The following is a 22,293-nucleotide window of genomic DNA, read 5'->3' as shown; positions in this document are numbered from 1 at the left end:
CGCCCTGGCACCCCGCCGCGCCCGCCCTGGCACCCCGCTGCGCGCCCTTGCCACCCCAAGGCATCCTCCGTGTCACCCCGAGCGGAGCGAGGGGTCTTCCATGCGCCGCAGCGGAGATTCCTCACTCCGTTCGGAATGACATGGCTGGCGTTGGCACCCCGCTGCGCCCGCCCTGGCACTCCGCTGCGCCCGCCGTGGCACCCCGCTGCGCCCGCCCTGGCACCCCGCCGCGCCCGCTCTGGCACCCCGCTGCGCTCGCCCTGGCACTCCGAGCGGAGCGAGGGGTCTTCCATGCGCCGCAGTGAAGATTCCTCACTCCGTTCGGAATGACATGGATGGCGTTGGCACCCCTGCCGTGCGGGCACTGAACCAGCAACCCATCCCCATGCCGCGACGCTTGTGCCCCGAACCTTGGCCAACGACACCGCCACCTTCGTGCGAAAAAAACGAACGTCATGTCGCTCCCTCGGCGCTTGGATAAAAAAACCTACCCCCAAAAGGAGTGCTTCCCCCCTACGGGTGACGGGGCGCCTCCGGGGCGGATGGGGCTGCGCCCTCAAATGCAGCGCAAGCAAGCTCGGTGCTTGCGCAACTGCCCTAGCGCGGCAACAGTGCTTCAATGTGGGCAAGCTCATCAAGCAGACGCTGGCGCTTGCCTGCTTCGGCGATACCACGGGCTTCAGTAAAGAGGATACGCGCTTCGTGGGGCGGCAAGAGCGGCGCGAGCCAGATGCGGATCTGTGCAGCCAGATGATGGGTGCCAAGAGCATCGGCTTGCGCCTGTGCTGTTGAAAGCCGGTGAATCGCGAGACTCGTTTCACCCCGTCGCAGCGCGACCAGGCCGAGGTTCGCAACCAGGCCCGCAATGCGCTCGGGCACTTCAAGGCGTTCGGCCAGCGCCAGGCCCGCGTTGAAGGCCTGCTCGGCGTGCTCTAGATGCCCCTGGGCCAGCGCAAGTTCACCCTTGGTCGAGAGCAGGTAGGGTTGCAGACCAAGGAAGCCCGCAGCTTCAGCAAGCTTGAGTGCTTCACCAAGATGCGCTTCCGCTGGTTCAAGGTCACCAAGCAGGTGCAAATGGTACGCCAGATTGTTACGGGCAAGAATGCGCCACATCATGGCCTGATTCAATCTGTCTGGTGCTTCTGAGACCGCATCAGCAACATGCTTTGCTTCGTGATAGTAGGCGACCGCCCGGGGCAAATCGCCTTGCTGCGCCGCTACGCTGCCAAGCTCAAAGCGTACCTGAGCCAGCGCCATCTGGTCGAGGCTGGCCTGCTCGATCACCAACTGCTCGGCTTCGCCGAGACGCAGTGCCGCCTCGCCGAGATCGGCGCCTTCCAACGAGAGCGCTGTGCCCCAGCGGAAGAGCGCTTGTGCACGTTCGCCGGGCGTGCCTTGGGTCGCCAGATCACGTACCAGATCGATCACCTCAGCATAACGCGCCTGCACGACAAGAACCCCGGCCAGTTTGAGACGTGCGTGATTGGCCTGCATCTCGTTGGCGGCAAGCGCCAGCGCTTCACGAAGACGTTCTGCTGCGCGTGCGCCTTCGCCCTGTTGCGCCAGCGCCTCGCCCAGGTCAAGCAGAATGGCAAACCGCTCGACAGACTGGCTCCCCGCCAGTGCCTGCTCAAACAGGCCCGTTGCCTCACTCCATGCCGCAACCGCAGTGGCCCTGCGTGCAGCGCGCAAGGCATACTCGGCGGCGCGATCGGGCACGCCACCCTGAGCAAAATGCCACGCGATCATCCCTGCCACAGTATCGAGCTCGTTGCGATGCAGCGCCTCCATCGCTTCAGCGATCCGGCGATGAAGGCTCCGCTGACGAGGAACCCCAAGCTCGTGCCCTGCGACTTCGACGGTCAGGCTATGGTCAAAACGATACCGCCCCTCATCAAGCGGCTCGACCAGACGAGCGGCCTGCAATTCGTCGAGGGCATCAAGGGCCGCCTGCTCAGAGAGTGCGGCTGCGCGGGCGGCGACTTCAAACTCAAATTCGCGCCCGGCCACCACAGCCGCATCAAGCACCCGCCGCGCACCTTCGGCAAGCCGCGTAAGCCGCGCTTCGATTAAACTATAGACGGTAGGGGGGACGATTGGTGCCGTTGCGCCATCGAGGTGCAGATGCCCATCAGGGCCGAGCATCCCCGTAGCGAGCGCGTGGCTAATCACTTCAACCAGAATATACGGATTGCCTTCGGTCGTTTGTTGAATCCAGGCTGCCGTTACTTCCGCATCATGGGGGCAGAGTTGTTGGGCGAGGAAGGCCGTTTCCGTGGGGTGAAGGCGTTGCAGCGCCAGCCTCTTCAGATGGTTCTCACGCGTCAGACCGGCCATCAGGGTTGCCAGCGCATGACGAGGGCGAACGGGGCGCGTCGTTGCCAGCACGCTGACCTGGGTGCCCTGGCTACGCCGAAGGAGGTAGCTCACCAAACCGAGCGTACTGACATCGGCCCAGTGCAGGTCGTCAAACAACAACCCGACCGGAACGTGACGTACCAGCGCCATCACCAGTTGCGCAACACTCTCCCACAGACGAGCCTCTTCAGCATTGCCCAGCGCCATCAACTGCCCAGGAAGCGCTTCTGCCAGTTCGGGCACCAGACGCGCAACTTCACGCAACCAGACAGGGGCCAGATCAAGTTGAGCACGGAGCGCAGGCCACCTGGGGTGAGTTGCTAGCATGCGCAATGCTGCAATCACCGGTTGATACGGCAGACTCTGCTCGAGTTCACGTGCAGCACCAACCAGCACCAGACCGTGCTCGGCAACATGTTGCCCCAGGAACTCGGTCGCCAGTCGCGTTTTGCCAATCCCCGGTTCACCCTCGATCAACACCAATTGCCCTTGCGTCACCGCCTCGGCGATCAGCGCCAATTCTGTCTGCCGCCCAATAAATGGCAAGGCAAGCAACGACGGAGATTGGAGCGGTGCCGGTGCAGACGTCCGCGTGACCAGGGAAGCTTCACCTGCCCGCGACAACTCGACGGCACCATGTTCAGCAGGAGGCCGCACAAGCGCATCGGTAATAATCGCATCATAGAGTTCACGGGTTGCCTGCATCGGCGGCACCCCCACCTCGGCATCAAGCAGATCCTGCAGATGCTCGTAGCGCCGGATCGCGCCTACCCGGTCACCGGCATAATAGTGGAGGCGCATCGCATCACGTTGCAGATCCTCCTGGAGCGGATCAAACGCAAGGGCCTGACGTAACGCCTCAAGCGCCACCTCATAGGCAGCGCGCCCCTCGGCGAGTCGTGCCAGGCGCGTAAAGCCGCGAATTGCCAGCATCCGCGCTCGTTCACGCTCGGCCGCCAGCCAATCCTCGAACGGCTCAGCATCGGTAAGAGTGAAATCGGCTAGCAGATCATCACGATAGCCACGCAATGCCCAAGCAAGGGCAGCCTCATCAGCACTGGGCTTCTGGATCGTCGCCAGCAACGTGCGATAATCAACGTCAGCCTCCAGGCCAAGTTGATACTCACCAGCCACAAGGGCCGGGCCAAGCGCACGCCGCACCGCGTGCAACGTGGTGCGCAACAACTGCTGAGCCCCGCTACGGTCATGATCAGACCAGAAGAGACCCAGCAACTGCTCGCGGCTCACCGGCGCAGTCTGGGCGGCCAGGTAATAGACAAGTGCCCGGGCGCGGCGGCGAGGTAACTCAACGGCAACCCCATCGCGCACAAGCCTCGGCACACCAAAGAGCGTCACCACCAGCATAACCACTCCCATTGGCAACAGTTGGGCATCATTATAGCTGATCCTCTTTTCGGTTTCGTTGTGGTGGCGAAGCCACCACAACGAAACCCACCATCGCGGGAAAGGGGCCGCAGGCCCCCAGAGATTACACAGCATGCTATACTTTACACAGGTCTCTTAGCCATTGAGGATCGCCATATGTGGCTACGTTTTTTGGGAACTGGCACCTCGATGGGGGTGCCGGTCATTGGGTGCAAGTGCGCCGTCTGTACATCGTCTGATCCGCGCAATCGGCGTCTCCGCACGGCAGCCTTGCTTTCCACTGGTATCGAGACTATTCTGATTGATGCGGGCCCCGATTTTCGTGAACAGGCCCTGATTGCAGATCTCTGTCGTCTTGATGCGGTCTTGATTACCCATTCTCACTTTGATCATACCGCAGGCATCGACGATCTCCGTCCACTCTGCTGGAGTGGTACCGCCATTCCGATCTATGGGAGTCCCCAGACGCTCGGTGATGTGCGTGAGCGCTTTGCCTATGCGTTTACCGACACATCGGCCGGGTCGACGCGCCCGAGTCTTGATCTGCGCCCAGTCGTGGAGCCCTTTACGGTCGGCTCACTGACGATTCAACCCTTTGATGTGCTGCACGGAAGCTGGACGATCACGGGGTATCGAGTGGGGCGGCTTGGTTATATCACTGACGCAAGTGCGCTGTCGCCGACAGCCTGGGCACTGCTGCGCGACCTTGATGTGCTCGTGCTCAATGCGTTACGCTACGAACCCCATCCGACGCACTATTCGGTTGCGCAGGCCCTCGAAGTTGTCGCCGCGCTGCAGCCGCGCCGCGCTTTCTTTGTCCATATGAACCACAACATTGACCACGCGCTTGCCAGCCTCGACTTGCCCGAGGGGGTGGCGTTTGCCTATGATGGGTTGGAAGTTCAGGTGGCGCTGTGACCCGGATCGGTGTTGATGCACGCCTCAATGCGTATCGTCAAGGTGGCATCGCCCAGTATACCCGCCAGTTACTCGGCGCAATGGCGACGCTCGCGCCCGACCTTGAGTTTGTCGCGCTCCAGCACTATCGTCAACGCGAGCCGCTCGCCGTTGGCCCCAATCTCCGCCGTGCTACGATGATCACGCCGCCCCATCATCGCTACGAGCAACTGAGCCTGCCGCTTGAGCTCTGGCCGCAACGGCTGTCACTCTTGCATTGTCCCGATTTCATTGCCCCTCGCAGGCGGCGCTGCCCGGCGGTGATCACGATCCATGATCTGGCGTTTCTTCATTATCCTGACATTCTCGATGCTGATGCGCGCCGCTTCTATGCCCAGATCCGCGCTGCAGCCCACGATGCCGATGGGGTCATTACGGTCTCGGAAGCAACACGCAATGATATCGTCAGTCTGCTCGATCTGCCCGCCGAACAGATCACGGTGATCTATGAAGCAGCCGATCCGAGCTTTCAACCGCTTGGCCTGAGGCCTGACGCCACTCGCACCATCAATGGGCGTCAACTGACCGCAGCGAGCTTCCTGCTCTTTGTGAGCACGATCGAACCCCGCAAGAACCTGGAAACACTGCTCCACGCGCTTCGCCTCCTGCTCGATCGCGATCCCCGTGTCCCCTACCAACTCGTTGCCGCCGGCGCACCGGGTTGGCTCGATGAGCCAATCTATCGCCTTGTGCGCGAGTTGCACCTGGCTGATCATGTCTGGTTTGCGGGCAAAGTGGCGCACGACGAGTTGATCTGGCTCTACAATGCCTGTCGCCTCTATGTCAATCCGTCGCTCTACGAAGGCTTCGGCCTCCCTGTGCTCGAAGCGCTTGCCTGTGGAGCGCCAACGATCGTGGCTGATACAAGCAGCCTGCCCGAAATTGTTGGCAAGGCCGGGATCTGTCTCCCGCCACAAGATCCTATGGCCTGGGCCGATACAATCGCCTCGCTCTGGCATGATGAAGCCGCACGCACCGCTTTAGTTCGGCGGGGACCACCCCACGCAGCCCGGTTCACCTGGCAACGCGCCGCCCAGGCAACGCTCGCCGTCTACCGGAGCCTCCTCTGAAGAGTTTCAACACACAATCTGGTATAATGAAACCAACCCCTTGAGATAGTTCGCAATCGTACGTGGAGCGTTTCCCATTATGGGTCTTTTTTCACAGCAAAGTGCGCCGCTGACCGAGCAACAGGTGCTGGCGGCGCTGAGTACTGTTCAAGAGCCCGAGCTTGGTGGTGACCTTGTCTCGCGGCGGATGATCAAAGATGTACGGATCAATGGTAGCAACGTCAATTTCACCATTGAATTGACGACCCCGGCCTGTCCGCTGAAAGATCAAATCCATGCCGAGGCCGAGGCGGCGGTACGGACCGTTCCTGGTGTTGAACAGGTGATGATCGAGTTTACGGCCAATACCCGTCGTCCGGCGGGCATTCCCGAGCAGGCCCCTATTCCCGGCGTGGCGAATGTGATCGCAGTCGCCGCTGGCAAAGGTGGGGTGGGCAAGAGTACCATTGCCGTGAATCTGGCGGTCGCCCTCGCGCAAGAGGGCGCACAGGTTGGTTTGCTCGATGCGGATGTCTTTGGCCCGAGTTTGCCCCTGATGCTGGGTGTCAAAGGTCAGCCCGAGGCCTTCCAGAATGAGCAGGGCGAAGCAATGATGATCCCGCTCACCGGCCACGGCATCAAGTTGATCTCGGTCGGGTTTCTAATTGATGAGACCCAGCCGGTGATCTGGCGTGGGCCGATGGTCAGCCAGTTGTTGCGGCAGTTTCTCTACAATGTGGAGTGGGCACCGCTCGATTATTTGATTATTGATATGCCCCCCGGTACCGGTGATATTGCGCTGACCCTCGCCCAGAGCCTGCCCCTCACCGGGAGCCTCATTGTCACGACGCCGCAGGCCGTTGCGACAGTTGATGTCGTCAAGGCAATGGAGATGTTCAAGAAGGTGAATGTGCCGTTGCTCGGCATTGTCGAGAATATGGCCTATTTCCAGGCACCTGATACCGGGACGCGCTATGATATCTTTGGCAGCGGTGGCGCGGCGCGTCTCTCTGAGCAATTGGGTGTGCCGTTGCTCGGTCAGATCCCCCTGGGTATGGCTGTTCGCGCTGGTGGTGATACTGGTGCGCCAGCAGTGATCAGTGATGCCGATGATGCCTATGCCGATCGGTTCCGCGATGTTGCCCGCAAGCTCGCTGCTAGGATCAGTGTCTTGAAGTTTGTCTCAGCCTGAGCATTGGAGGGTATCTGGCGCTGCTGAGCGCCAGGTACCTGTTGGATAAAAGTGACAATGAGGTCATGCAGCTATGGAACGTGATCCAATCAAGGCGACCATCCCGTTGACCTTTTTTGAGCCACGGGAGATCCCGACCTATGCGACCGATGAGCCGGCCCGTGATAGCTTCGGGCGGCGCATTGATTATCTGCGGGTTTCACTGACTGATCGCTGCAATATGCGCTGTGTCTATTGCATGCCCGCCGTTGGGATGCAGTTTGCCCCGCGCCCCGAGTTGCTGACCAACGATGAGCTGTTGCTGGTGATCCAGGCGGCTGCCGCAGCCGGTTTCCGCAAGCTCCGCTTGACTGGTGGCGAACCGACGCTGCGTCAGGATATCGTCGAACTGATCGCTGCGATGAAAGCAGTGCCAGGCATTGAGCATGTGGCGATGACGACGAATGCGCTGCGCCTCCGTCGCCTCGCCGGGCCGCTCAAAGAAGCCGGCCTCGACCGGGTCAATGTGAGCATTGATAGCCTCGATCCCGTCAAGTTTCGGCAGATGACCCGCGGTGGCAATCTCGATGAGGTCTGGGCGGGTATTCAGGCCGCTGATGAGGCCGGCCTCCACCCAATCAAGCTCAATGCCGTTATTGTGCGGGGCATGAATGACGATGAAGTCGTGCAACTCGCGGCCCTGACAACCCGGCATCCCTGGGAGTTCCGTTTTATCGAGGTGATGCCGCTGACGGGCGTTGCCGGTCTCGCCGAAGAGGGCGTCATCAGTACGGCTGAATTGATTGCCCGCATCGAGGCCCATTTTGGCACCCTGACCCCGTATGGGCAGGATCCCGCTGATCCTGCCCGTCGCTATCGCATCCCCGGTGCCCCCGGCAAGCTTGGTTTTATCAGTGCCGTCACCGATCCTTTTTGTGCAACGTGCAATCGGATGCGCCTCACGGCTGACGGGCGGATGCACCTCTGCCTCTTGCGTGACGACGAGGTTGATCTCCGTTCGGCCATTCGCAATGGTGCGACGCTCGCCGAGATCGAGCAGATTGTGCGCCACGCCGTGCAGATCAAACCCTGGGGCCACGGCTTGCCCGAGGGTGTCCGCCCCACGGTACGTGGCATGTCGCAACTTGGCGGGTAGAGAAATCGTTGCCTATGCAGGTGAAAACGACCAGCTTCGCTGGTCGTTTTCACCTGCATAGGCAAGATTATTGCAAGCCGCAGGCCCTTAATACAGCATGTCCCCTTTGATAAAGGCCGTTGTCCGGGGGTCGCGTGGGGTTTCAAAAAAGGTTTCGGTGGGGGCGAGTTCGATGATGCGCCCGTCGAGCATCAAGGCGACACGTTGAGCGAGGCGCCGTGCCTGAAAGATGTTGTGCGTGACGAGGATGATCGTCGTGCCACGGCGGTGTGCCTCAGCGACCGTGCGCTCGATGGCGGCGATGTTCGCCGGATCCAGGTTGGCCGTTGGCTCATCGAGCAGCAAGACCTCTGGTGCAATCACGAGCGCCCGCGCAAGGGCAACCCGTTGCGCTTCGCCTCCCGAGAGGGTATGGGCTGCCGCCCGCGCTAGGTGGGCCAGGCCCACTTCCGTGAGAGCTTCACGCGCACGCTCGCGTGCCTCTGGATGCCGCCGCAGGCGCAGGCCATAGGCGACGTTGTCGAGCACACTGCCACTCAGCAGGGCAGGCCGTTGAAAGACCGTAGTCACCCGCCGTTGGAGCGCGAGCGGAACCCGTGAGCCAAGCGCGTGTCCGGCAAAACGTAGCTGACCTTGCGTCGGCGACTCGAGAAAGTTGAGCAGGCGCAGCAAGGTGCTTTTACCCGCCCCCGATGGCCCCACGAGCGCCAGTAACTCGCCTCGTTCGATCTGCAACGATGGGATATCGAGCACCAGTCGTTCACCGTAGCGCTGCTGGATGGCCTCAAGTTGATAGATTGGCTCGGCCTTCATTACTTCGCTTTGAGCAATGTACCCTGGAGTTGCAGTAGCGCCAGGTTGATCACGAACGTAATGCCGAGCAATACAAGAGCAAGCGCGATCGCAACATCAAACGCGCCTTTGCGCGTTTCGAGCACAATCGCAGTCGTCAGCACCCGCGTTGAACCCTGGATATTGCCCCCAACCAGCATCACCGCACCTACTTCCGAGATGATTCCACCAAAACCGGCGATCAGCGCCACCAGCACGCCGACCCGCGCTTCCCAGAGCACCGCGAGCGTCGTCTGGGTTGGGCTCGCCCCCAGGGCGCGGATCTGTGTGCGTAGCGCTGGATCCACCGCGAGCACTGCCGACATCGTAAAGCCAATCACCAGGGGGAGCGCGAGGATGACCTGGGCAAGCACCATCGCGCTTGGGGTGAAAAGCCAACCAAGAAAACCGAGCGGTCCTGAACGCGAAAGCAACAGAAAGACGGCTAGCCCGATCACGACCGGGGGAAACCCCATCCCCGTATAGACTATGGCAATGACCAGTTGGCGCCCTGGAAAGGTATGTAAACCGATCAATGAACCAAGCGGAACGCCAATAATTGCGCTGACCACCAACGCAAGCCCAGAGACTTGCAAAGAGAGGATGATGATCGCCCAGACATCGCTGTTGCCACCAACCAGCAGGTCGATTGCTTCTTGCCAGTAGTTCATGCTATCTTTTCTGATGTTGCCCTCCTGAGCGTGCGGGCCTCTGGCTCGCACGCTCAGGAGGGCAACCAGACCTCGTTCACAGACTCATTGCGTTGCTGCAGGATAAAAGAGCGGTTGCCCAAAACGCTCGGTACCATACTCACCAATCATCGCCTGCGTTTCGGGTGAGGTGAGCCAGGCCGCAAACTCTTCAGCCAGGGTCGCCTGAATGCCTTCGTGTCGTTCTGGGTTGACGGGGATAACGCCATACGGATTGCGCAAACGCGGATCCTGATTCTCGGCGACCGTCGCTCCACCAACCAGGATCGTGAGGTCAGGCACACTGTCACGCATCGCAAGGAACGTGCCGCGATCAGTGAGCGTATAAGCTTCTTGCTCGTTTGCGGTAATCAATGTTTCACCCATGCCTTGCCCGAGTGAACGATACCAGTTCAATTCAGCGGTCGGTGTAATTCCGATTGATCGCCAGATGCCCAGTTCAGCGGTTGATGTCCCGCTGTCATCGCCCCGTGCGGCAAACAGCGACCCCGTCTCGGCAATCATCGCGAAGGCCTCAGCCGCGGTTGCAATGCCCGCAATCCCGGCTGGATCAGCCGCAGGGCCAACCACCACAAAATCGTTATACATCACATCGCGACGATTAACGCCATAGCCCTCAGCCACAAAAGCATCTTCACGGGCACGAGCATGCACCAGCACCACATCAACATCCCCACTCTGCCCAAGCGCTAGAGCCTGGCCTGTGCCAACCGCAATCACTTCGACGCGTGCATTGAAGCGCGCTTCAAAATCCGGCAGGATCGCCTCGAGCAGACCCGAGTCGGCGGTGGAGGTTGTTGTCGCCAGACGCAACACCTGTGGTGCTGCAGGTTCTGCAGGGGTAACTTGCGGTGCCGTACCACAGGCTACCAGCGCCCCCAGCATGATCACTGCGACTACTGTGTGAATGACGTTTCTCAAGAGACTTCTCACTTTCAATCGAAGCATCTTCCATCGGCGGTTGGTGGCCTACGGCATATGAGGCATCCACGCCGTATGCATCGCATCATATCCGGGCAGCGCCTGAATGGCAGAATGCAATGCAGGTGTTACGAGCGTTTCGAGCAATGAGGCAAACCACGGGGTATCCATATCACTCGTGCGCACAGCAAGGTCATAACGTTCGATGGTTAAGGGGATAAAAGCGAGATCCATAGCTTTTGCCGCAGTATGCAGGCCCAGGGCGACATCGGCACGGTGCGAGGCAACCGCTGCGGCTGCCGCAAGGTGGGTTGTCACAGTGCGAACGGGAGGCTCAAGCAGGCCAGGTGCGAGACCAGCCTGGGTGAGCAGGTGGTGATAGAGTGCGGCGGTTCCCGATCCTGGCTGACGTGCGACAAAACGTAGCCCTGGCTGGGCTAGGTCTGCGATACTGCGTAGTCCAAAGGGGTTGCCATGGCGGACAATCAAGCCCTGCTCGCGTTCGGCCAGGGTGATCAGTTGAATGGTGCCAGCAGGCGCAAGCGCCGCGATCGCCGCTTGATTGTAGATTCCCGTGATGGGGTCAAGCAGATGCATCCCCGCCAGATCGGCTTCGCCATTTACGAGTGCCCGCAGCCCAGCCATGCTCCCCACCGCCTGCCATTTCAGGTCAAGACCAGGATCGAGTTTGTGCAACTCGCGCCCGAGCAGATCAAGCGAGAAGTCGTGACTCCCCTCGAAGCGGATATGTCGCTCGTGTCCTGTCACCGCTTGCCGTGTGGCGAGCGGCGCAGGACGCCAGCGCTCACCCTCTTCGCGTACCAGCGCAGTCAGAACCTCGATGCTGATACCAGCAGCCAGGCCATCGCGCACCAGGGTCTCAACCGTTGCCTGGAGACGAACGGCTGCCTCAGGTGAGCGGACGGGTTCAGCAATAGAGGCCCCGCGCCCAGGGCGGCTTTCGATCACGCCCTGGGTGCTCAGTTCTTGATAGGCGAGCAGCACCGTATTGCGATGCAGGCCGAGGCGTTCGGCAAGGACGCGTATCGTTGGCAAACGATCACCTGGCCGTAACTGACCACGCGCACACGCTGCTTTGACCTGAGCCACAATCTGCCGATACATTGGTTCGTCAGCATGGCGGTCGAGGTGTAACCACTCCATTGAGGCACCATCATTGGCATAGATATCATAGTGACAACAGTGTCAATCATACCACAGATTGAATGCATGTTTGGCGGTTTCGCTACCAAACATGCACCCAATCTACCCTAGGGCGATTGCATCATACGAAATCGGATACAAAAATACGCTCTATTTGGCAGCATGTGCATGCAACGAGCGTCGCAAACGGCGGCCCCCGGCAACAACGGGGCACCCCTTGCGGGTGCCCGTACACCGGGCCCAGCCCCCGGCCCTGTAGGGGCACCCCTTGCGGGTGCCCAGGGCACCCGCAAGGGGTGCCCTGGCGGGGTGCATACACGGAAGATGCAATCGCCCTACAGTCGGCCCTGTGCCTTATCTACCGGTAAACTGGTACAATGGTAGAATGAAGCAACATCAGACAACAAATCGGGACATCACCATGCACACATTGCTCCGTTCTACAACTGTTTTGAGCATGGGGTTGGCAGTTATGGGTCTGCTCCTTCACAAGTTCAACCGGGGGCGGAGGCGTCTGGCCACTCATCCGGCAGCTATGCCGCCTGAGCGTCGCGAGGCTCACCGACGCATCAAGCTTGCCGGTGCCGCTAATTTGCGCGATCTGGGTGGCTATCATACCCACGACGGGCGTCGGGTCCGCTGGGGGGCGCTCTATCGTTCCGATCACCTGTACCATCTGAGCCGTCGGGATCAGCAAGTACTGATGCAACTGGGCCTGGTCACCCTGATTGATCTGCGCAGCGAGGCCGAGCGTTTACGGCAACCGAACCGCTTGCCAGCCAATCATGGCATCAATGTCGTCGAAATTCCCATTCTCGAAGAAACGAGCAGCCTGATGGCTGATCTCCGCGAACGTTTTGAGCGCGGCGACCTCGATGGCATTGATCCCGCTGCGCTGCTCAGCGAAGCCAACGAACAGTTTATTACCTGCTTTACACCGTCATTTCGCCAATTTATTCAGACCGTCCAGACGACTGAGGGCGCACCGTTGCTCTTTCACTGTACTGCTGGCAAAGACCGCACGGGTTTTGCGGCAGCACTCACCTTGCACTTGCTCGGTGTACCTGGCGACACGATTCTGGCCGACTATTTGCGGTCGAATGAGTATACCATCAGCGCACGGCGGCGTGAGTTAGCGTTGATTCGCCTGACCCGTGGCGAGCATGCAGCGAGCCTCGTGCGCCAGCTTCTTGGGGTTGAAGTTGCCTACTTGCAGACGGCGTTTACCACCATTGACCGGATCTATGGCTCATTTGATGCCTATGTCCGTGAGGGGCTTGGTTTGCAAGAGGAGGATCTGGCGCAGCTACGCATTGCTCTCCTCGAGTGATACCAATGACGCTGCAAGGTAGCGCTCTGTCTTGCTGAGTACCAAGTGGCCCACGGGCCATGTGATCCTCAGGGTGACAATGTGGCCTCTTCAACGGTACATGGTGTACCCTTGGAGTGCCGGCTTTAGCCGGCTAAAGCCGGCACTCCGAGGCAAACCGTCGCCTTTTCAGACAGCCTCTAAGGCGTGTTTTGCACCCAAAAAATACCAGCATGAACTGGCATTTTTTGGGTGCGTTTGGTGGATGTTTTGGGAGAACGAGGACTCAAAAGATCGAGGAGCGTTCTTCGAGGCGACGATCGATCGTCTCTTGGATGGTCGTCCGCACCAGTTCTGAGAGGCCAAGCACAGTCAGCGGATCATCAGCTTCCGCAGGGTCATACATATCGGTGCGCAGCGGCTCACAGAAGGTAATGCTCCAGCGGGTTGGCAAGGGAATAAAGCCGAGCGGCCCGAGCCACGGGAAGAAGGGGGTCAACGGGAAGTAGGGCATCCCCAGCAATTTCGCTATATTCTCGGCATTGGCAAACATCGGGTAAATCTCTTCGGCACCGACGACCGCCACAGGCACAATCGGGGCCTGAGCGCGAATCGCCGCCTGGACAAAGCCACCGCGCCCAAAGCGAGCCAGTTTGTACCGGTCTTTGAAGAGCTTGCCCACCCCCTTCAAGCCCTCGGGAAAGACGCTGACCAGTTCATCCTGTTCGAGCAACCGGATCGCATTTTCGGGGAGACCGGGCACCTGGCCGAGGGCGGCGAGGGCGGGGGACACAAAAGGCAAGGTACTAAACCAGTGCAGGTGCATACTACGCACGAGGCGCTGATTCTGGGCCGGATGCTCTTCTGCGACCGCCGTGGCAATCATCGCGCCATCCCACGGCAGCACACCACTATGGTTGCCCACCAGCAGCGCTCGACCCTCAGCAGGCACATGCTCAAGCCCTTCGACCGAGACACGCCACCAGGTACGGTAGAGAAACATCAGTGACGGGCGGACAAGATCGATGATTTCGCGATCCATGCCGTACGCATCAGTCACATACTGACCACTCATCCGCCGTTTGATAAAGGCCACCTGCTCATCAACCTGATAACGTAAAATTATCCCGATGCCCTCCCAGAAGGCCGGATCGAGATAATCCTTCAGATCGACGCCGCGCAGCATCTCGTTGACCCGCTCGATCTGCTGGTCAGTCATCTGGCGCATATTGTCAGCAATCAACTTGAGTGTGCCTGCGGCCAGTTTGCCCATTGCATCCACATTGGTATTGGTCTGCTCGGCAAGATTGCGCAATTCAAGCTCGTTCTCATAGAGACTGCTGGCGCTCGCCCCACTAATCGGCACATCATCGTCAGGCGCGTGATCGTTCTGGCGATCACTCCAGAAGGGAGGAGGTGCCGGCGTTCGCGCACGTTGAAGGGATGGAGGTGGTGTCGTCACTACAATTTCCTCTTCTTCTTCGAGGAATACCGAAGGCTTCAATGGCGGAGATGGCGCATTCCGTTTGTCCATTGCTGCGGCCTTGCGGGGCGCAGGCGGTGGAGGCGCACTCATGACCGGGATCTCCTCCTCGATCTCACCAGGCTGCTCTTCAGGCCGCTGGTTTTGACGCACGTCATCACTCATCATGCACTCCTTCGCTCCGACGCTCTAAAAAGGCACGCAAGGCTTCGGCGGCCAGTTCACGACGCGCCAGATCAGGCTCATCAGCTTGCAAGGCCATCAACGCATCGACTGCGCTATGCTCTGGGTTCCACCCGAGGTCACCATGGGCACGGCAGGTATCAACGATGCAGCTATGGCGTAAGAAACTCAACTCAAACGGCCAGCGACCAAGGATCGCTCGATTTCCCATCGCAAACGCCAGCGACACCACTGGCTCAAGAACCATGTTTGGTCTTCCACCGGCGAGCTTGATGGCCTGCGAAAGACAGATGGTATCGCTGGAGGCGAGATTGAATGGCCCCGGTGCATGTGATAACGCTGCCAGAGCGAACCCGGCAGCAGCATCTTCCAGATGCAACAACTGGAAACAGGGATCGAATCCGGCCAGCATAGATGGGTTGGGCTGCCGGAGATAGGTAACCAGAGGAGAGGTATCACCAATCAGCGGGGCACAGCGCACCGACACGAGCGACAATTGCGGATGGCGGGCGGCAAACTCTGCGCTAAAGTGTTCCACCTCCGAGACATCGCGAAGCCAGCCCGGGCTATTGATTTTGGCAAGCGGGCGATGTTCGGTGATATACGTTGGATTCAGCGGACTCGCCCCATAGAGGGCCGTATGGCTACGCAACACCACGCGCTGGACGTCAGCTTTGGCGCAGGCCCCCAGCAACTCCATCGAGCCGAGCACATTCTGCTGCACAGCTTCTTCGCGACTGGCCCCATTTTCAACGAAGGCAAGCTGGACAACGACATCAATCGCCTCGGCGCGAAGCAATTCGACCATCTGCAAACCGCTCAAATGGGCAAGAAGCCAGTCAGCGCGGCCAACTGGTGCAGGCGGCGTTTTGCGTCCTACCCCAATAATGCTCACCTCAGGAAAAACACTGAGCCGCTGCGCCACCTGTGCCCCCAGGTGACTATCGATCCCATTGATCAAAACCCTTGTCATGCTGCCCCCTCAGGCTGTACGACGCTTTCGCGCAGCCACTGCTCGAGGCCCGCTTTATCAAGATCAGAGTGATTCAAGGCCCGAAAGATCCACGCCAGTTCTGCCGCCCCGATCGCTGCCTGCAATGCGGCCCCATTGATCTCAAGAAACCGCAACAGAACCAACAATGCAGTTGCATCATTTGCCCCTACAAAGGGATGGCTCTTGACCAGCATATAGACAAGCACGGCGGTTTTGCTACACAGATCAGGATAAAGTTCAGCCCCGAACATCTCTTGTTGCGGCGCACTCAATACGGTCTGGAGACGATCCTGGCTCTTGATGCCCAGAAGACCACCGTAGCGTTCAACGGCATACGCATGCAGATCAAGCAGATCATCTTTGGTCAGATAGTGCATCATTACAAGCCAGTAATTTGTCGAAACGCCTGGTCGTACTTATCACTCACACCTTTTGCCCAGTCGCGCAAGTGCGGGCTCATCGGGCGACGGAGCAAAATTTCTTGCTCGGTAAAGATCAACTCAACGAGTTCCTCTTCACCAAGCCCTGCGGCACGAAGCCAGCCTTGCACAACGGCCGGCAAATTCTCACGCTCAATCGTAAACGATCGTGGCATTCACGCCACCTCCCCTTATGATTCGCGCCGACGCATATGGGGAAAGAGAATGACCTCACGAATATTAGGACGGTCAGTCAGTACCATGAGGATGCGGTCAATCCCCATTCCGAGGCCACCCGTTGGCGGCATCCCATACATCAGAGCATTCAGATAGTCACGATCCATCTGATGGGCTTCGTCATCACCGGCGGCAAAATCGCGCCCCTGATCGAGAAAACGTTGCTCCTGGTCAAAGGGGTCGTTCAATTCGGTAAAGGCATTGCCCAGTTCCATACCGACAGCAAAAGCCTCGAAGCGTTCAGTGAAAGCAGGGTCGTCAGGCTTGCGCTTGGCCAGCGGCGACAGAGCCACTGGATAATCAATGATAAAGGTTGGCTGGATCAGCAAGGGTTGCACATAGACGCTGAACAACTCATCAACCTGTTTCGCCCAGGTTTCTTTGCGTTCGACCTTGAGGGTGCGGGCAGTGATGGCCTGGTGAAGCGTTGCGAGATCATGAGCCTCACTGATATCAATCCCGGTCTGTTCGACAAGCGCAGCCGTCATCGACAGTCGCGGCCAGGTACCCGTGAAATCAATCACCTGCCCCTGATAGGTGGCCTGCGGGCTTCCAGTCACGGCAATTGCCATGGCTCGCATCAACGCCTCGACCAGATCCATCATATCATGATAATCGGCATAGGCCTGGTAACATTCCATCATGGTGAACTCGGGGTTGTGACTACGGTCGACCCCCTCGTTACGGAAGTTTTTGCCGATCTCGTAGACCCCGGGGAACCCGCCTACGATCAAGCGCTTGAGGTAGAGCTCGGTCGCGATACGCAGGTAGAGTTCCTGACCAAGCGTGTTGTGAAAGGTCTTGAATGGTCGTGCGGCGGCTCCCCCATAGAGTGGCTGAAGCACCGGCGTTTCGACTTCGAGGAACCCCCGCTCATCAAGCACCCGGCGCATCGCCGTCACGGCTGCAGCCCGTGCCCGAAAGACCTCACGTACCTCGGCATTGACGATCAGGTCAAGGTAACGCTGACGATGGCGCTCTTCAACATCAGCTAGCCCGGCCCACTTTTCTGGAGGAGGGTTGAGTGCCTTGGCAAGCATCGTCAGGCTCATCACAAAGAGAGACGCCTCACCGGTCTTCGTCCGGCGTAGCGTACCAGTTGCCTGCACAATATCGAAGGTGTCAAGATCGTCGCGAAAACGTTCAAACCAGTGATCACCAAGGTCAGCGCGGCTCAGCCAGAGCTGGAGCGTTGCCGTGCCGTCCTCGATATGGGCAAACGCGAGTTTGCCCATAATGCGACGGGCACCAACAATGCGTCCGGTCACCGTAAGCTCGGCCTGTTCAGCCTGCAACGTATCAAAATGAGCCATGACCTCGGCAAGAGTATGGCTACGGTGGGCGCGGGTTGGATAAGGCTCGACACCGGCGGATTTGAGACGTTCAAGTTTGGCCGCACGCTGAGCCTGAAGATCGTTTAATTCCATCAGTTCACGATTACCCTGCAGCAAACGCTGACGCGCAGCATCTCGTTCGTTACCGCACCTTCACAATGGTGAGTTTCATCACACCTGAAGGTGTTTGCACTGTCACTTTATTGCGGGCGCGCTTCCCCAGCAACGAAGCCCCGATCGGCGACTCGTTGGAGATACGACCTTGACGCGGGCTTGCCTCGGCACTGCCCACAATCGTCCAAGTCTCTTCTTCACCGTCTTCTTCGAAACGTACGGTCACAGAAGAGCCTACGCGTACTTCGCCATTGCTGATCTGGTCTTCATCAATTGTCTCGGCTCGTGAAAGAAGGCTGCGCAATTCGCGGATGCGGCCTTCCAGGAGGGCCTGCGACTTTTTTGCATCCTCGTATTCACCACTCTCCGAAATGTCACCAAGTTCTTTGGCGGCGGCAATACGCTCGGCAACCTGCTTGCGCTCAACCGTTGAAAGTTCTTCAAGCTCAGCTTCGAGCTTTACGCGGCCCTCACGCGTCAAATATGTCGGCTTGTCTGTCATAATTTCGCTGCCTTTAGTCCTGTCACGTTGGCCCATAGGAGCGACAGTATGGAAGGGTCGCCTCGGGCGATCCCTGCTCCCGGGCGATGCAAAATGAAGAAACTGAGAGCAGTACTCTCAGTTGTGTTGACGGCTCGCACGGCCTAGCACCGGCTTCTTGCAACCGTTACATATGCCAATTATAGCGGGTGTCTGCCTAGTTGTAAAGAACCTTGACGGAACCGCCCCTTTACGTTAGGATCTCAACGCACGTCTTTTGCCTTGGGAGCAGTAGCATGAGCCTGAATCAGACGATTTTTCGCGCATACGACATTCGTGGCATTGTCGATGAGGATCTCGACGAAGCGGTCTATACCCAGCTTGGTCAGGCAACCGGCACCTTGATCCGTCGGCGGGGCGGGCAGCGTGTCGTGGTCGCCCGCGATGCACGGCTCAGTTCGCCCCGTTTTGCCGCCGCACTGATTGATGGTTTGTGCGCGACTGGCTGTGATGTGCTCGATATTGGGCAGGCACCAACGCCGGTCATGTATTTTGCCGTCGAGCATTTGCGCGCCGATAGCGGGGCGATTGTGACGGCGAGCCACAATCCCCCAGCCTTCAATGGCCTGAAGTTGCGCCTTGCCCATCCAGTATATGGGAGCGAACCGGCCCCTTCTGAGATGATCCAGGAGGTTGGGCAACTTGCGTTGTCGGGTGATGTGGTGCAGGGCAAAGGAAATGTGACCCGCCTTTCGGTTGATGAGGCGTATCTGCAACATGTGACCAGTTTGATCGGTTTTGCCGGGAAACGCCCCCGCGTCGTGCTTGATGCAGGTAATGGTGTGGCTGGCCCCATTGCGCTGGCAATGTATGAGGCACTTGGCCTTGAGGTTGTCCCGCTCTTTATCGAACCAGATGGTACCTTTCCGAACCATCATCCCGATCCGCTCAAGGCCGAAAATCTGCAACAGTTGATCGTGGCGGTGCGTGACCATCACGCTGATCTCGGGGTCGGGCTCGATGGTGATGGTGATCGCCTCGGTATTGTTGATGGCGATGGTACCATCGTTTTTGCCGATCGCTACCTGATTGCCCTCGCCACGTATCTGCTTGGTCGCCGCAAAGGGTCAGTGATTTTTGATGTAAAATGCAGTGCTATCTTGCCTCAGGCGATTCGTAGTCTGGGGGGGACGCCAGTGATGTGGAAGACAGGGTATACCAACCTTTCGGCCAAAATGCGTGAGACGAACGCGGTTCTTGGGGGCGAGCTCAGCGGCCATACGATTATCCCCGAAGCAGGCCACTATTTTGATGATGGGGCTTTTGCCGGGGCCTATCTGCTTTATGCGTTGCATCAACTGGGAACAAACCTGCGCGAGGTTCTCGCCCCGTATCCGATCTTACCTTCGATTGACGAAGGGCGCATCCCTTGTGCTGAGGAAGATAAGTTTCGCGTGATTGAGCATGTGTACGAATATTTCCGTGCCACGAACTCGGTGATTGATGTTGATGGCGTACGAGTTGATTTTGGCGATGGCTGGGGCCTGCTCCGTGCTTCGAATACCGAACCGGCGCTAACCAATCGCTTTGAAGCCCAGACGATGGAACGAGCGCAGGCCATCCGCGATCTGATGATGGGTGTCGTGGACGAATTCCGAAGGCGCCTATGACCCAGCGTTACCGTCCGTATGCATTGGCCTGGCAGGCTATCTATAGCGCGGATTTTACCCTTGATCAGGTGCGTCAGCGAGTAATGACGCTGGCGCGTGGCTTGGGTGCCCGCAATCTGAGTTGCCTCGTGGCGTATGATACGCGGTTTATGGGGCCGCTCTTTGCTCGTGATTGCCTCGAGATCTTGCAAGCCCACGGCGTTGAGGCGAGTCTCGCCAGTTCGCATATGCCGTTGCCCGCCCTGCATCACGCGCTTGATGAGCATCTGGCTCACTGTGCGCTCTATGTGTCGGCATGCAATCGGCCCTATTACTACAATGGCCTTGCGCTACTCGCCGATGGTTCTGCGCAGCTTTCGCTTGAGCCAGATCCAGCCCAGGTGACTGCCCCGCTCTTTCCCCATGCTGATCCGTTACCCCCTGATCAGTTGGTTGATCTGCGGCTTCCCTATTTTGCTGCTCTCCGTGAGGCGATTGATCTTGATCTGATCCGCCGTACCTCCCTGACCATTTTTGTTGATGCAATGAATGGGACGGCAGCCGGTGTCGTGCCCGCCCTCTTGAGTGATAGTGGGCAGACGCGGGCGATTGAAATTAACCGCGAACCAGACCCGCTCTTCGGGCGCAGTACACCCGCACCGTTGACGGCCGGGCTCAATCGGTTGAAAAAGCTCGTCCGTGAAAGTGACTCGCACCTCGGTCTGGCGATTTCAGCTGATGGAACCGCGCTGGCACTCGTTGATAAGAATGGTGAGCAACTTGACCCTGCCGAGACGGCGCTCTTGATCGCAACCTATATGGCTCGTCAGTATCGTCAACGGGGGGCCGTGGTGATCCCGCCCCCCGACCTGGCGTCACCGCTCGCTGGTCTGCCGCGAGTCACGGCCTGGGAAGAACAGACTGGTCTGCGGGTCGAAGGTCTGCGTGATCCGGCCGAGCGTCTCGTTGAATTGCTTGCCCTTCCACGTCAACGCCCAGTTGTTGGGGCTACGCCCGACGGTGAAATTATTATCGGACGCTATGCAGGGTATGCTGATGCGATTCTGGCAGGTCTGGTCTGCATCGAGATGGTTGCGCGCAGTGGTGGCAATCTGCGTAGTTTGATTGATGCCCAGCGTGAACAGTTGCTCAAACCATAAGCAAGCCAGGTCGCTTGCTTAGGCCAATTTTTATGCGTAATATTATTCGTCGGTTTGCTTCACTCGGTTACCTGACGGCGCCCCTGGCACTGACGTTTGTGGGTGTGGTGCTGCTGTCACTGGGTGTCGCTTATCTGTTCATTCATCTCTACCGTTCCCTCGAGGATCTGCCCACCTTCTTTTCGATCCTGACGTTGCAATTTATGCCGCGCCCCTGGCGCGCGGTGCTGTTGAGTGGGGCCGGGATTGCCGTGCTCGCCTTTGGCCTCTGGCAATTGAGCGGGGTGATGATTATCCCGCTCCGCCAGGGTGAGACCGATGGAAGCGATGATGTGGTGCTCGGGTATCGCCGTGATGCCCCCCCCAAGTTGGTCGTCCTCTCGGGCGGCCCCGGTATGCTGATTCTCAGCGCGATGGGCGAACAGGTGCGCCAGTTGACCTGCATTGTTCCGGTGCAAGATCCGGTTGAGTATTACTATCGTGCCTCGGGGCTCTTTGCGACCCAGAATGTCTATTATGTGGTGCCAACCCCCGAGCCAATCCAGGTGATGGCGCAGCTTGACGATGGTACCTCAATTGATGTGCGTCACCTCTCTTTGAATCAGCAGATTGCCCCACGCCACGTCGTGGATCTTCACCTCGCACGCAACCCTACGTCTGAGTCGATCCAGGTCACTCGCCTCGCCCTTGAGGCGATCCGTGAGGCCGATGCGATTATCCTTGGCCCCGGAAGCCTTTTCGAGAGTATTGTCCCCAATCTGTTGATCGATGATCTGCGTGAAGCGATTGTCCGTAGCAAGGCGCGCAAGATCTATGTCTGCAATCTGATGACCGAGCCCGGACGAACTACGGGGTTCAGTGTGGCGGATCATATTCGGACGATCAAGACGTTTGGGAATTTCACCCCCGATGTTGTCCTGGTCAATGCCCAGCGCATTGACCCCGAAGTCTATCGGCTCTATGCAGCTGCGTTGCAGTCGCCGGTGGTGCTTTCCCCTGAAGAGTATGAAGAGACGGCCCTTGTGACGGGGACGAATGGAGGTCCCGCAGGCCTCCGTGGGGTGATGATTGAGGGGAGCCTGGTGATCGAGGCAGATCTCGCTTCGTCGGTGATCCAGTATACGGCTTCGCTCAATAATCCCGCCGAACAACGGGCGGTGCGTGTGTTGCGCCACGATAATCAGAAGTTGAGCCGGGCGATTCTTGCGCTCTTACGCCGGGGGTGAC

19 protein-coding genes are annotated in these 22,293 nt (G+C 58.8%); 8 read left to right on the top strand and 11 right to left on the bottom strand.

Going from position 1 to position 22,293, the window contains the following annotated elements; genetic code table 11:
* Positions 1-597 precede the first annotated feature (597 nt).
* The gene (locus tag EYB53_RS08180) at positions 598-3,804 is read right to left on the bottom strand and encodes an ATP-binding protein (RefSeq protein WP_254150971.1); all 3,207 of its coding nucleotides are present in this window, start codon (positions 3,802-3,804) and stop codon (positions 598-600) included.
* Positions 3,805-3,900: 96 nt separating this feature from the next.
* Here EYB53_RS08180 and EYB53_RS08175 point away from each other — a divergent pair, with 96 nt between their 5' ends.
* From EYB53_RS08175 to moaA, 4 genes are all read left to right on the top strand, one after another.
* Positions 3,901-4,662: an MBL fold metallo-hydrolase gene (locus EYB53_RS08175; protein ID WP_135477713.1), complete on the top strand. Its 762-nt coding sequence runs from the start codon at positions 3,901-3,903 to the stop codon at positions 4,660-4,662.
* Positions 4,659-5,771, top strand: coding sequence for a glycosyltransferase family 4 protein (locus EYB53_RS26580; protein ID WP_135477712.1), 1,113 nt, complete (start codon positions 4,659-4,661; stop codon positions 5,769-5,771). Before EYB53_RS08175 ends, EYB53_RS26580 begins: the two co-directional genes overlap by 4 nt.
* A gap of 79 nt (positions 5,772-5,850) precedes the next feature.
* Positions 5,851-6,942, top strand: a complete 1,092-nt coding sequence (locus tag EYB53_RS08165) for an Mrp/NBP35 family ATP-binding protein (RefSeq protein ID WP_135477711.1) — start codon at positions 5,851-5,853, stop codon at positions 6,940-6,942.
* Between the two features lie 73 nt (positions 6,943-7,015).
* Positions 7,016-8,077 (top strand): GTP 3',8-cyclase MoaA, encoded by a 1,062-nt coding sequence (gene moaA, locus EYB53_RS08160; RefSeq protein WP_135477710.1) that lies wholly within the window; start codon positions 7,016-7,018, stop codon positions 8,075-8,077.
* A gap of 87 nt (positions 8,078-8,164) precedes the next feature.
* Here the strand turns inward: moaA and EYB53_RS08155 are convergent, their stop codons facing one another.
* From EYB53_RS08155 to EYB53_RS08140, 4 genes are all read right to left on the bottom strand, one after another.
* On the bottom strand, positions 8,165-8,890 hold the full coding sequence (locus tag EYB53_RS08155) for an ABC transporter ATP-binding protein (protein WP_135477709.1): 726 nt from the start codon (positions 8,888-8,890) through the stop codon (positions 8,165-8,167).
* Positions 8,890-9,579, bottom strand: coding sequence for an ABC transporter permease (locus EYB53_RS08150; protein ID WP_135477708.1), 690 nt, complete (start codon positions 9,577-9,579; stop codon positions 8,890-8,892). Before EYB53_RS08150 ends, EYB53_RS08155 begins: the two co-directional genes overlap by 1 nt.
* An 84-nt stretch (positions 9,580-9,663) precedes the next feature.
* The gene (locus EYB53_RS08145) at positions 9,664-10,539 is read right to left on the bottom strand and encodes an ABC transporter substrate-binding protein (RefSeq protein WP_205712609.1); all 876 of its coding nucleotides are present in this window, start codon (positions 10,537-10,539) and stop codon (positions 9,664-9,666) included.
* Positions 10,540-10,587: 48 nt separating this feature from the next.
* Positions 10,588-11,703, bottom strand: coding sequence for a substrate-binding domain-containing protein (locus EYB53_RS08140; RefSeq protein ID WP_135477706.1), 1,116 nt, complete (start codon positions 11,701-11,703; stop codon positions 10,588-10,590).
* Between the two features lie 472 nt (positions 11,704-12,175).
* On the opposite strand from EYB53_RS08140, the gene EYB53_RS08135 reads away from it, so the two are divergent.
* Positions 12,176-13,033 carry a tyrosine-protein phosphatase gene (locus EYB53_RS08135; RefSeq protein ID WP_167857309.1) on the top strand — a complete coding sequence of 286 codons (858 nt, stop codon included), beginning with the start codon at positions 12,176-12,178 and terminating at the stop codon, positions 13,031-13,033.
* A 265-nt stretch (positions 13,034-13,298) separates the two neighbouring features.
* On the opposite strand, the gene EYB53_RS08130 is transcribed toward EYB53_RS08135, so the two are convergent.
* From EYB53_RS08130 to greA, 6 genes are read right to left on the bottom strand one after another with little or no spacing between them, the layout of a single operon-like run.
* Complete coding sequence (locus EYB53_RS08130) at positions 13,299-14,663, bottom strand: lysophospholipid acyltransferase family protein (protein ID WP_254150970.1); 1,365 nt, start codon at positions 14,661-14,663, stop codon at positions 13,299-13,301.
* Entirely contained in the window at positions 14,653-15,651 is a 999-nt protein-coding gene (locus EYB53_RS08125; RefSeq protein WP_135477704.1) for an NAD-dependent epimerase/dehydratase family protein, read from the bottom strand. Before EYB53_RS08125 ends, EYB53_RS08130 begins: the two co-directional genes overlap by 11 nt.
* Entirely contained in the window at positions 15,648-16,052 is a 405-nt protein-coding gene (locus EYB53_RS08120) for a type II toxin-antitoxin system death-on-curing family toxin (RefSeq protein WP_254150969.1), read from the bottom strand. The genes EYB53_RS08125 and EYB53_RS08120 overlap by 4 nt, the downstream gene beginning before the upstream one ends.
* Entirely contained in the window at positions 16,052-16,267 is a 216-nt protein-coding gene (locus EYB53_RS08115) for a hypothetical protein (protein WP_129670353.1), read from the bottom strand. The genes EYB53_RS08120 and EYB53_RS08115 overlap by 1 nt, the downstream gene beginning before the upstream one ends.
* 15 nt (positions 16,268-16,282) lie before the next feature.
* The gene (gene lysS / locus EYB53_RS08110; protein ID WP_135477703.1) at positions 16,283-17,755 is read right to left on the bottom strand and encodes a lysine--tRNA ligase; all 1,473 of its coding nucleotides are present in this window, start codon (positions 17,753-17,755) and stop codon (positions 16,283-16,285) included.
* Positions 17,756-17,804: 49 nt separating this feature from the next.
* Positions 17,805-18,278: a transcription elongation factor GreA gene (gene greA / locus EYB53_RS08105; protein WP_097654940.1), complete on the bottom strand. Its 474-nt coding sequence runs from the start codon at positions 18,276-18,278 to the stop codon at positions 17,805-17,807.
* 275 nt (positions 18,279-18,553) lie between these two features.
* Here greA and EYB53_RS08100 point away from each other — a divergent pair, with 275 nt between their 5' ends.
* The 3 genes from EYB53_RS08100 to EYB53_RS08090 are packed head-to-tail and all read left to right on the top strand — an operon-like array spanning position 18,554 to position 22,292.
* On the top strand, positions 18,554-19,927 hold the full coding sequence (locus tag EYB53_RS08100) for a phosphomannomutase/phosphoglucomutase (RefSeq protein WP_135477702.1): 1,374 nt from the start codon (positions 18,554-18,556) through the stop codon (positions 19,925-19,927).
* A complete protein-coding gene (locus EYB53_RS08095) occupies positions 19,924-21,066 on the top strand; it encodes a phosphohexomutase domain-containing protein (protein ID WP_135477701.1) in 1,143 nt (380 codons plus the stop codon). Before EYB53_RS08100 ends, EYB53_RS08095 begins: the two co-directional genes overlap by 4 nt.
* Before the next feature lie 32 nt (positions 21,067-21,098).
* Positions 21,099-22,292 (top strand): gluconeogenesis factor YvcK family protein, encoded by a 1,194-nt coding sequence (locus EYB53_RS08090; protein WP_135477700.1) that lies wholly within the window; start codon positions 21,099-21,101, stop codon positions 22,290-22,292.
* Position 22,293: the final 1 nt, after the last annotated feature.

Origin of the sequence: Candidatus Chloroploca mongolica, assembly GCF_004762035.2 — a bacterium.
Classification (GTDB): domain Bacteria; phylum Chloroflexota; class Chloroflexia; order Chloroflexales; family Chloroflexaceae; genus Chloroploca; species Chloroploca mongolica.
Note: the sequence above shows the minus strand (reverse complement) of the source record. Positions and strands in the feature narration are given on the sequence as shown.

Excerpts from the sequence above, each read along its gene's own strand:
- moaA (WP_135477710.1), top strand. The coding sequence starts at position 7,016 with ATGGAACGTGATCCAATCAAGGCGACCATCCCGTTGACCTTTTTTGAG.
- greA (WP_097654940.1), bottom strand. The coding sequence starts at position 18,278 with ATGACAGACAAGCCGACATATTTGACGCGTGAGGGCCGCGTAAAGCTC.
- EYB53_RS08140 (WP_135477706.1), bottom strand. The coding sequence starts at position 11,703 with ATGGAGTGGTTACACCTCGACCGCCATGCTGACGAACCAATGTATCGG.
- EYB53_RS08130 (WP_254150970.1), bottom strand. The coding sequence starts at position 14,663 with ATGATGAGTGATGACGTGCGTCAAAACCAGCGGCCTGAAGAGCAGCCT.
- EYB53_RS08155 (WP_135477709.1), bottom strand. The coding sequence starts at position 8,890 with ATGAAGGCCGAGCCAATCTATCAACTTGAGGCCATCCAGCAGCGCTAC.
- lysS (WP_135477703.1), bottom strand. The coding sequence starts at position 17,755 with ATGGAATTAAACGATCTTCAGGCTCAGCGTGCGGCCAAACTTGAACGT.
- EYB53_RS08115 (WP_129670353.1), bottom strand. The coding sequence starts at position 16,267 with ATGCCACGATCGTTTACGATTGAGCGTGAGAATTTGCCGGCCGTTGTG.
- EYB53_RS08150 (WP_135477708.1), bottom strand. The coding sequence starts at position 9,579 with ATGAACTACTGGCAAGAAGCAATCGACCTGCTGGTTGGTGGCAACAGC.
- EYB53_RS08120 (WP_254150969.1), bottom strand. The coding sequence starts at position 16,052 with ATGATGCACTATCTGACCAAAGATGATCTGCTTGATCTGCATGCGTAT.
- EYB53_RS08135 (WP_167857309.1), top strand. The coding sequence starts at position 12,176 with ATGGGTCTGCTCCTTCACAAGTTCAACCGGGGGCGGAGGCGTCTGGCC.
- EYB53_RS08165 (WP_135477711.1), top strand. The coding sequence starts at position 5,851 with ATGGGTCTTTTTTCACAGCAAAGTGCGCCGCTGACCGAGCAACAGGTG.
- EYB53_RS08100 (WP_135477702.1), top strand. The coding sequence starts at position 18,554 with ATGAGCCTGAATCAGACGATTTTTCGCGCATACGACATTCGTGGCATT.
- EYB53_RS08175 (WP_135477713.1), top strand. The coding sequence starts at position 3,901 with ATGTGGCTACGTTTTTTGGGAACTGGCACCTCGATGGGGGTGCCGGTC.
- EYB53_RS08090 (WP_135477700.1), top strand. The coding sequence starts at position 21,099 with ATGCGTAATATTATTCGTCGGTTTGCTTCACTCGGTTACCTGACGGCG.
- EYB53_RS08125 (WP_135477704.1), bottom strand. The coding sequence starts at position 15,651 with ATGACAAGGGTTTTGATCAATGGGATCGATAGTCACCTGGGGGCACAG.
- EYB53_RS08095 (WP_135477701.1), top strand. The coding sequence starts at position 19,924 with ATGACCCAGCGTTACCGTCCGTATGCATTGGCCTGGCAGGCTATCTAT.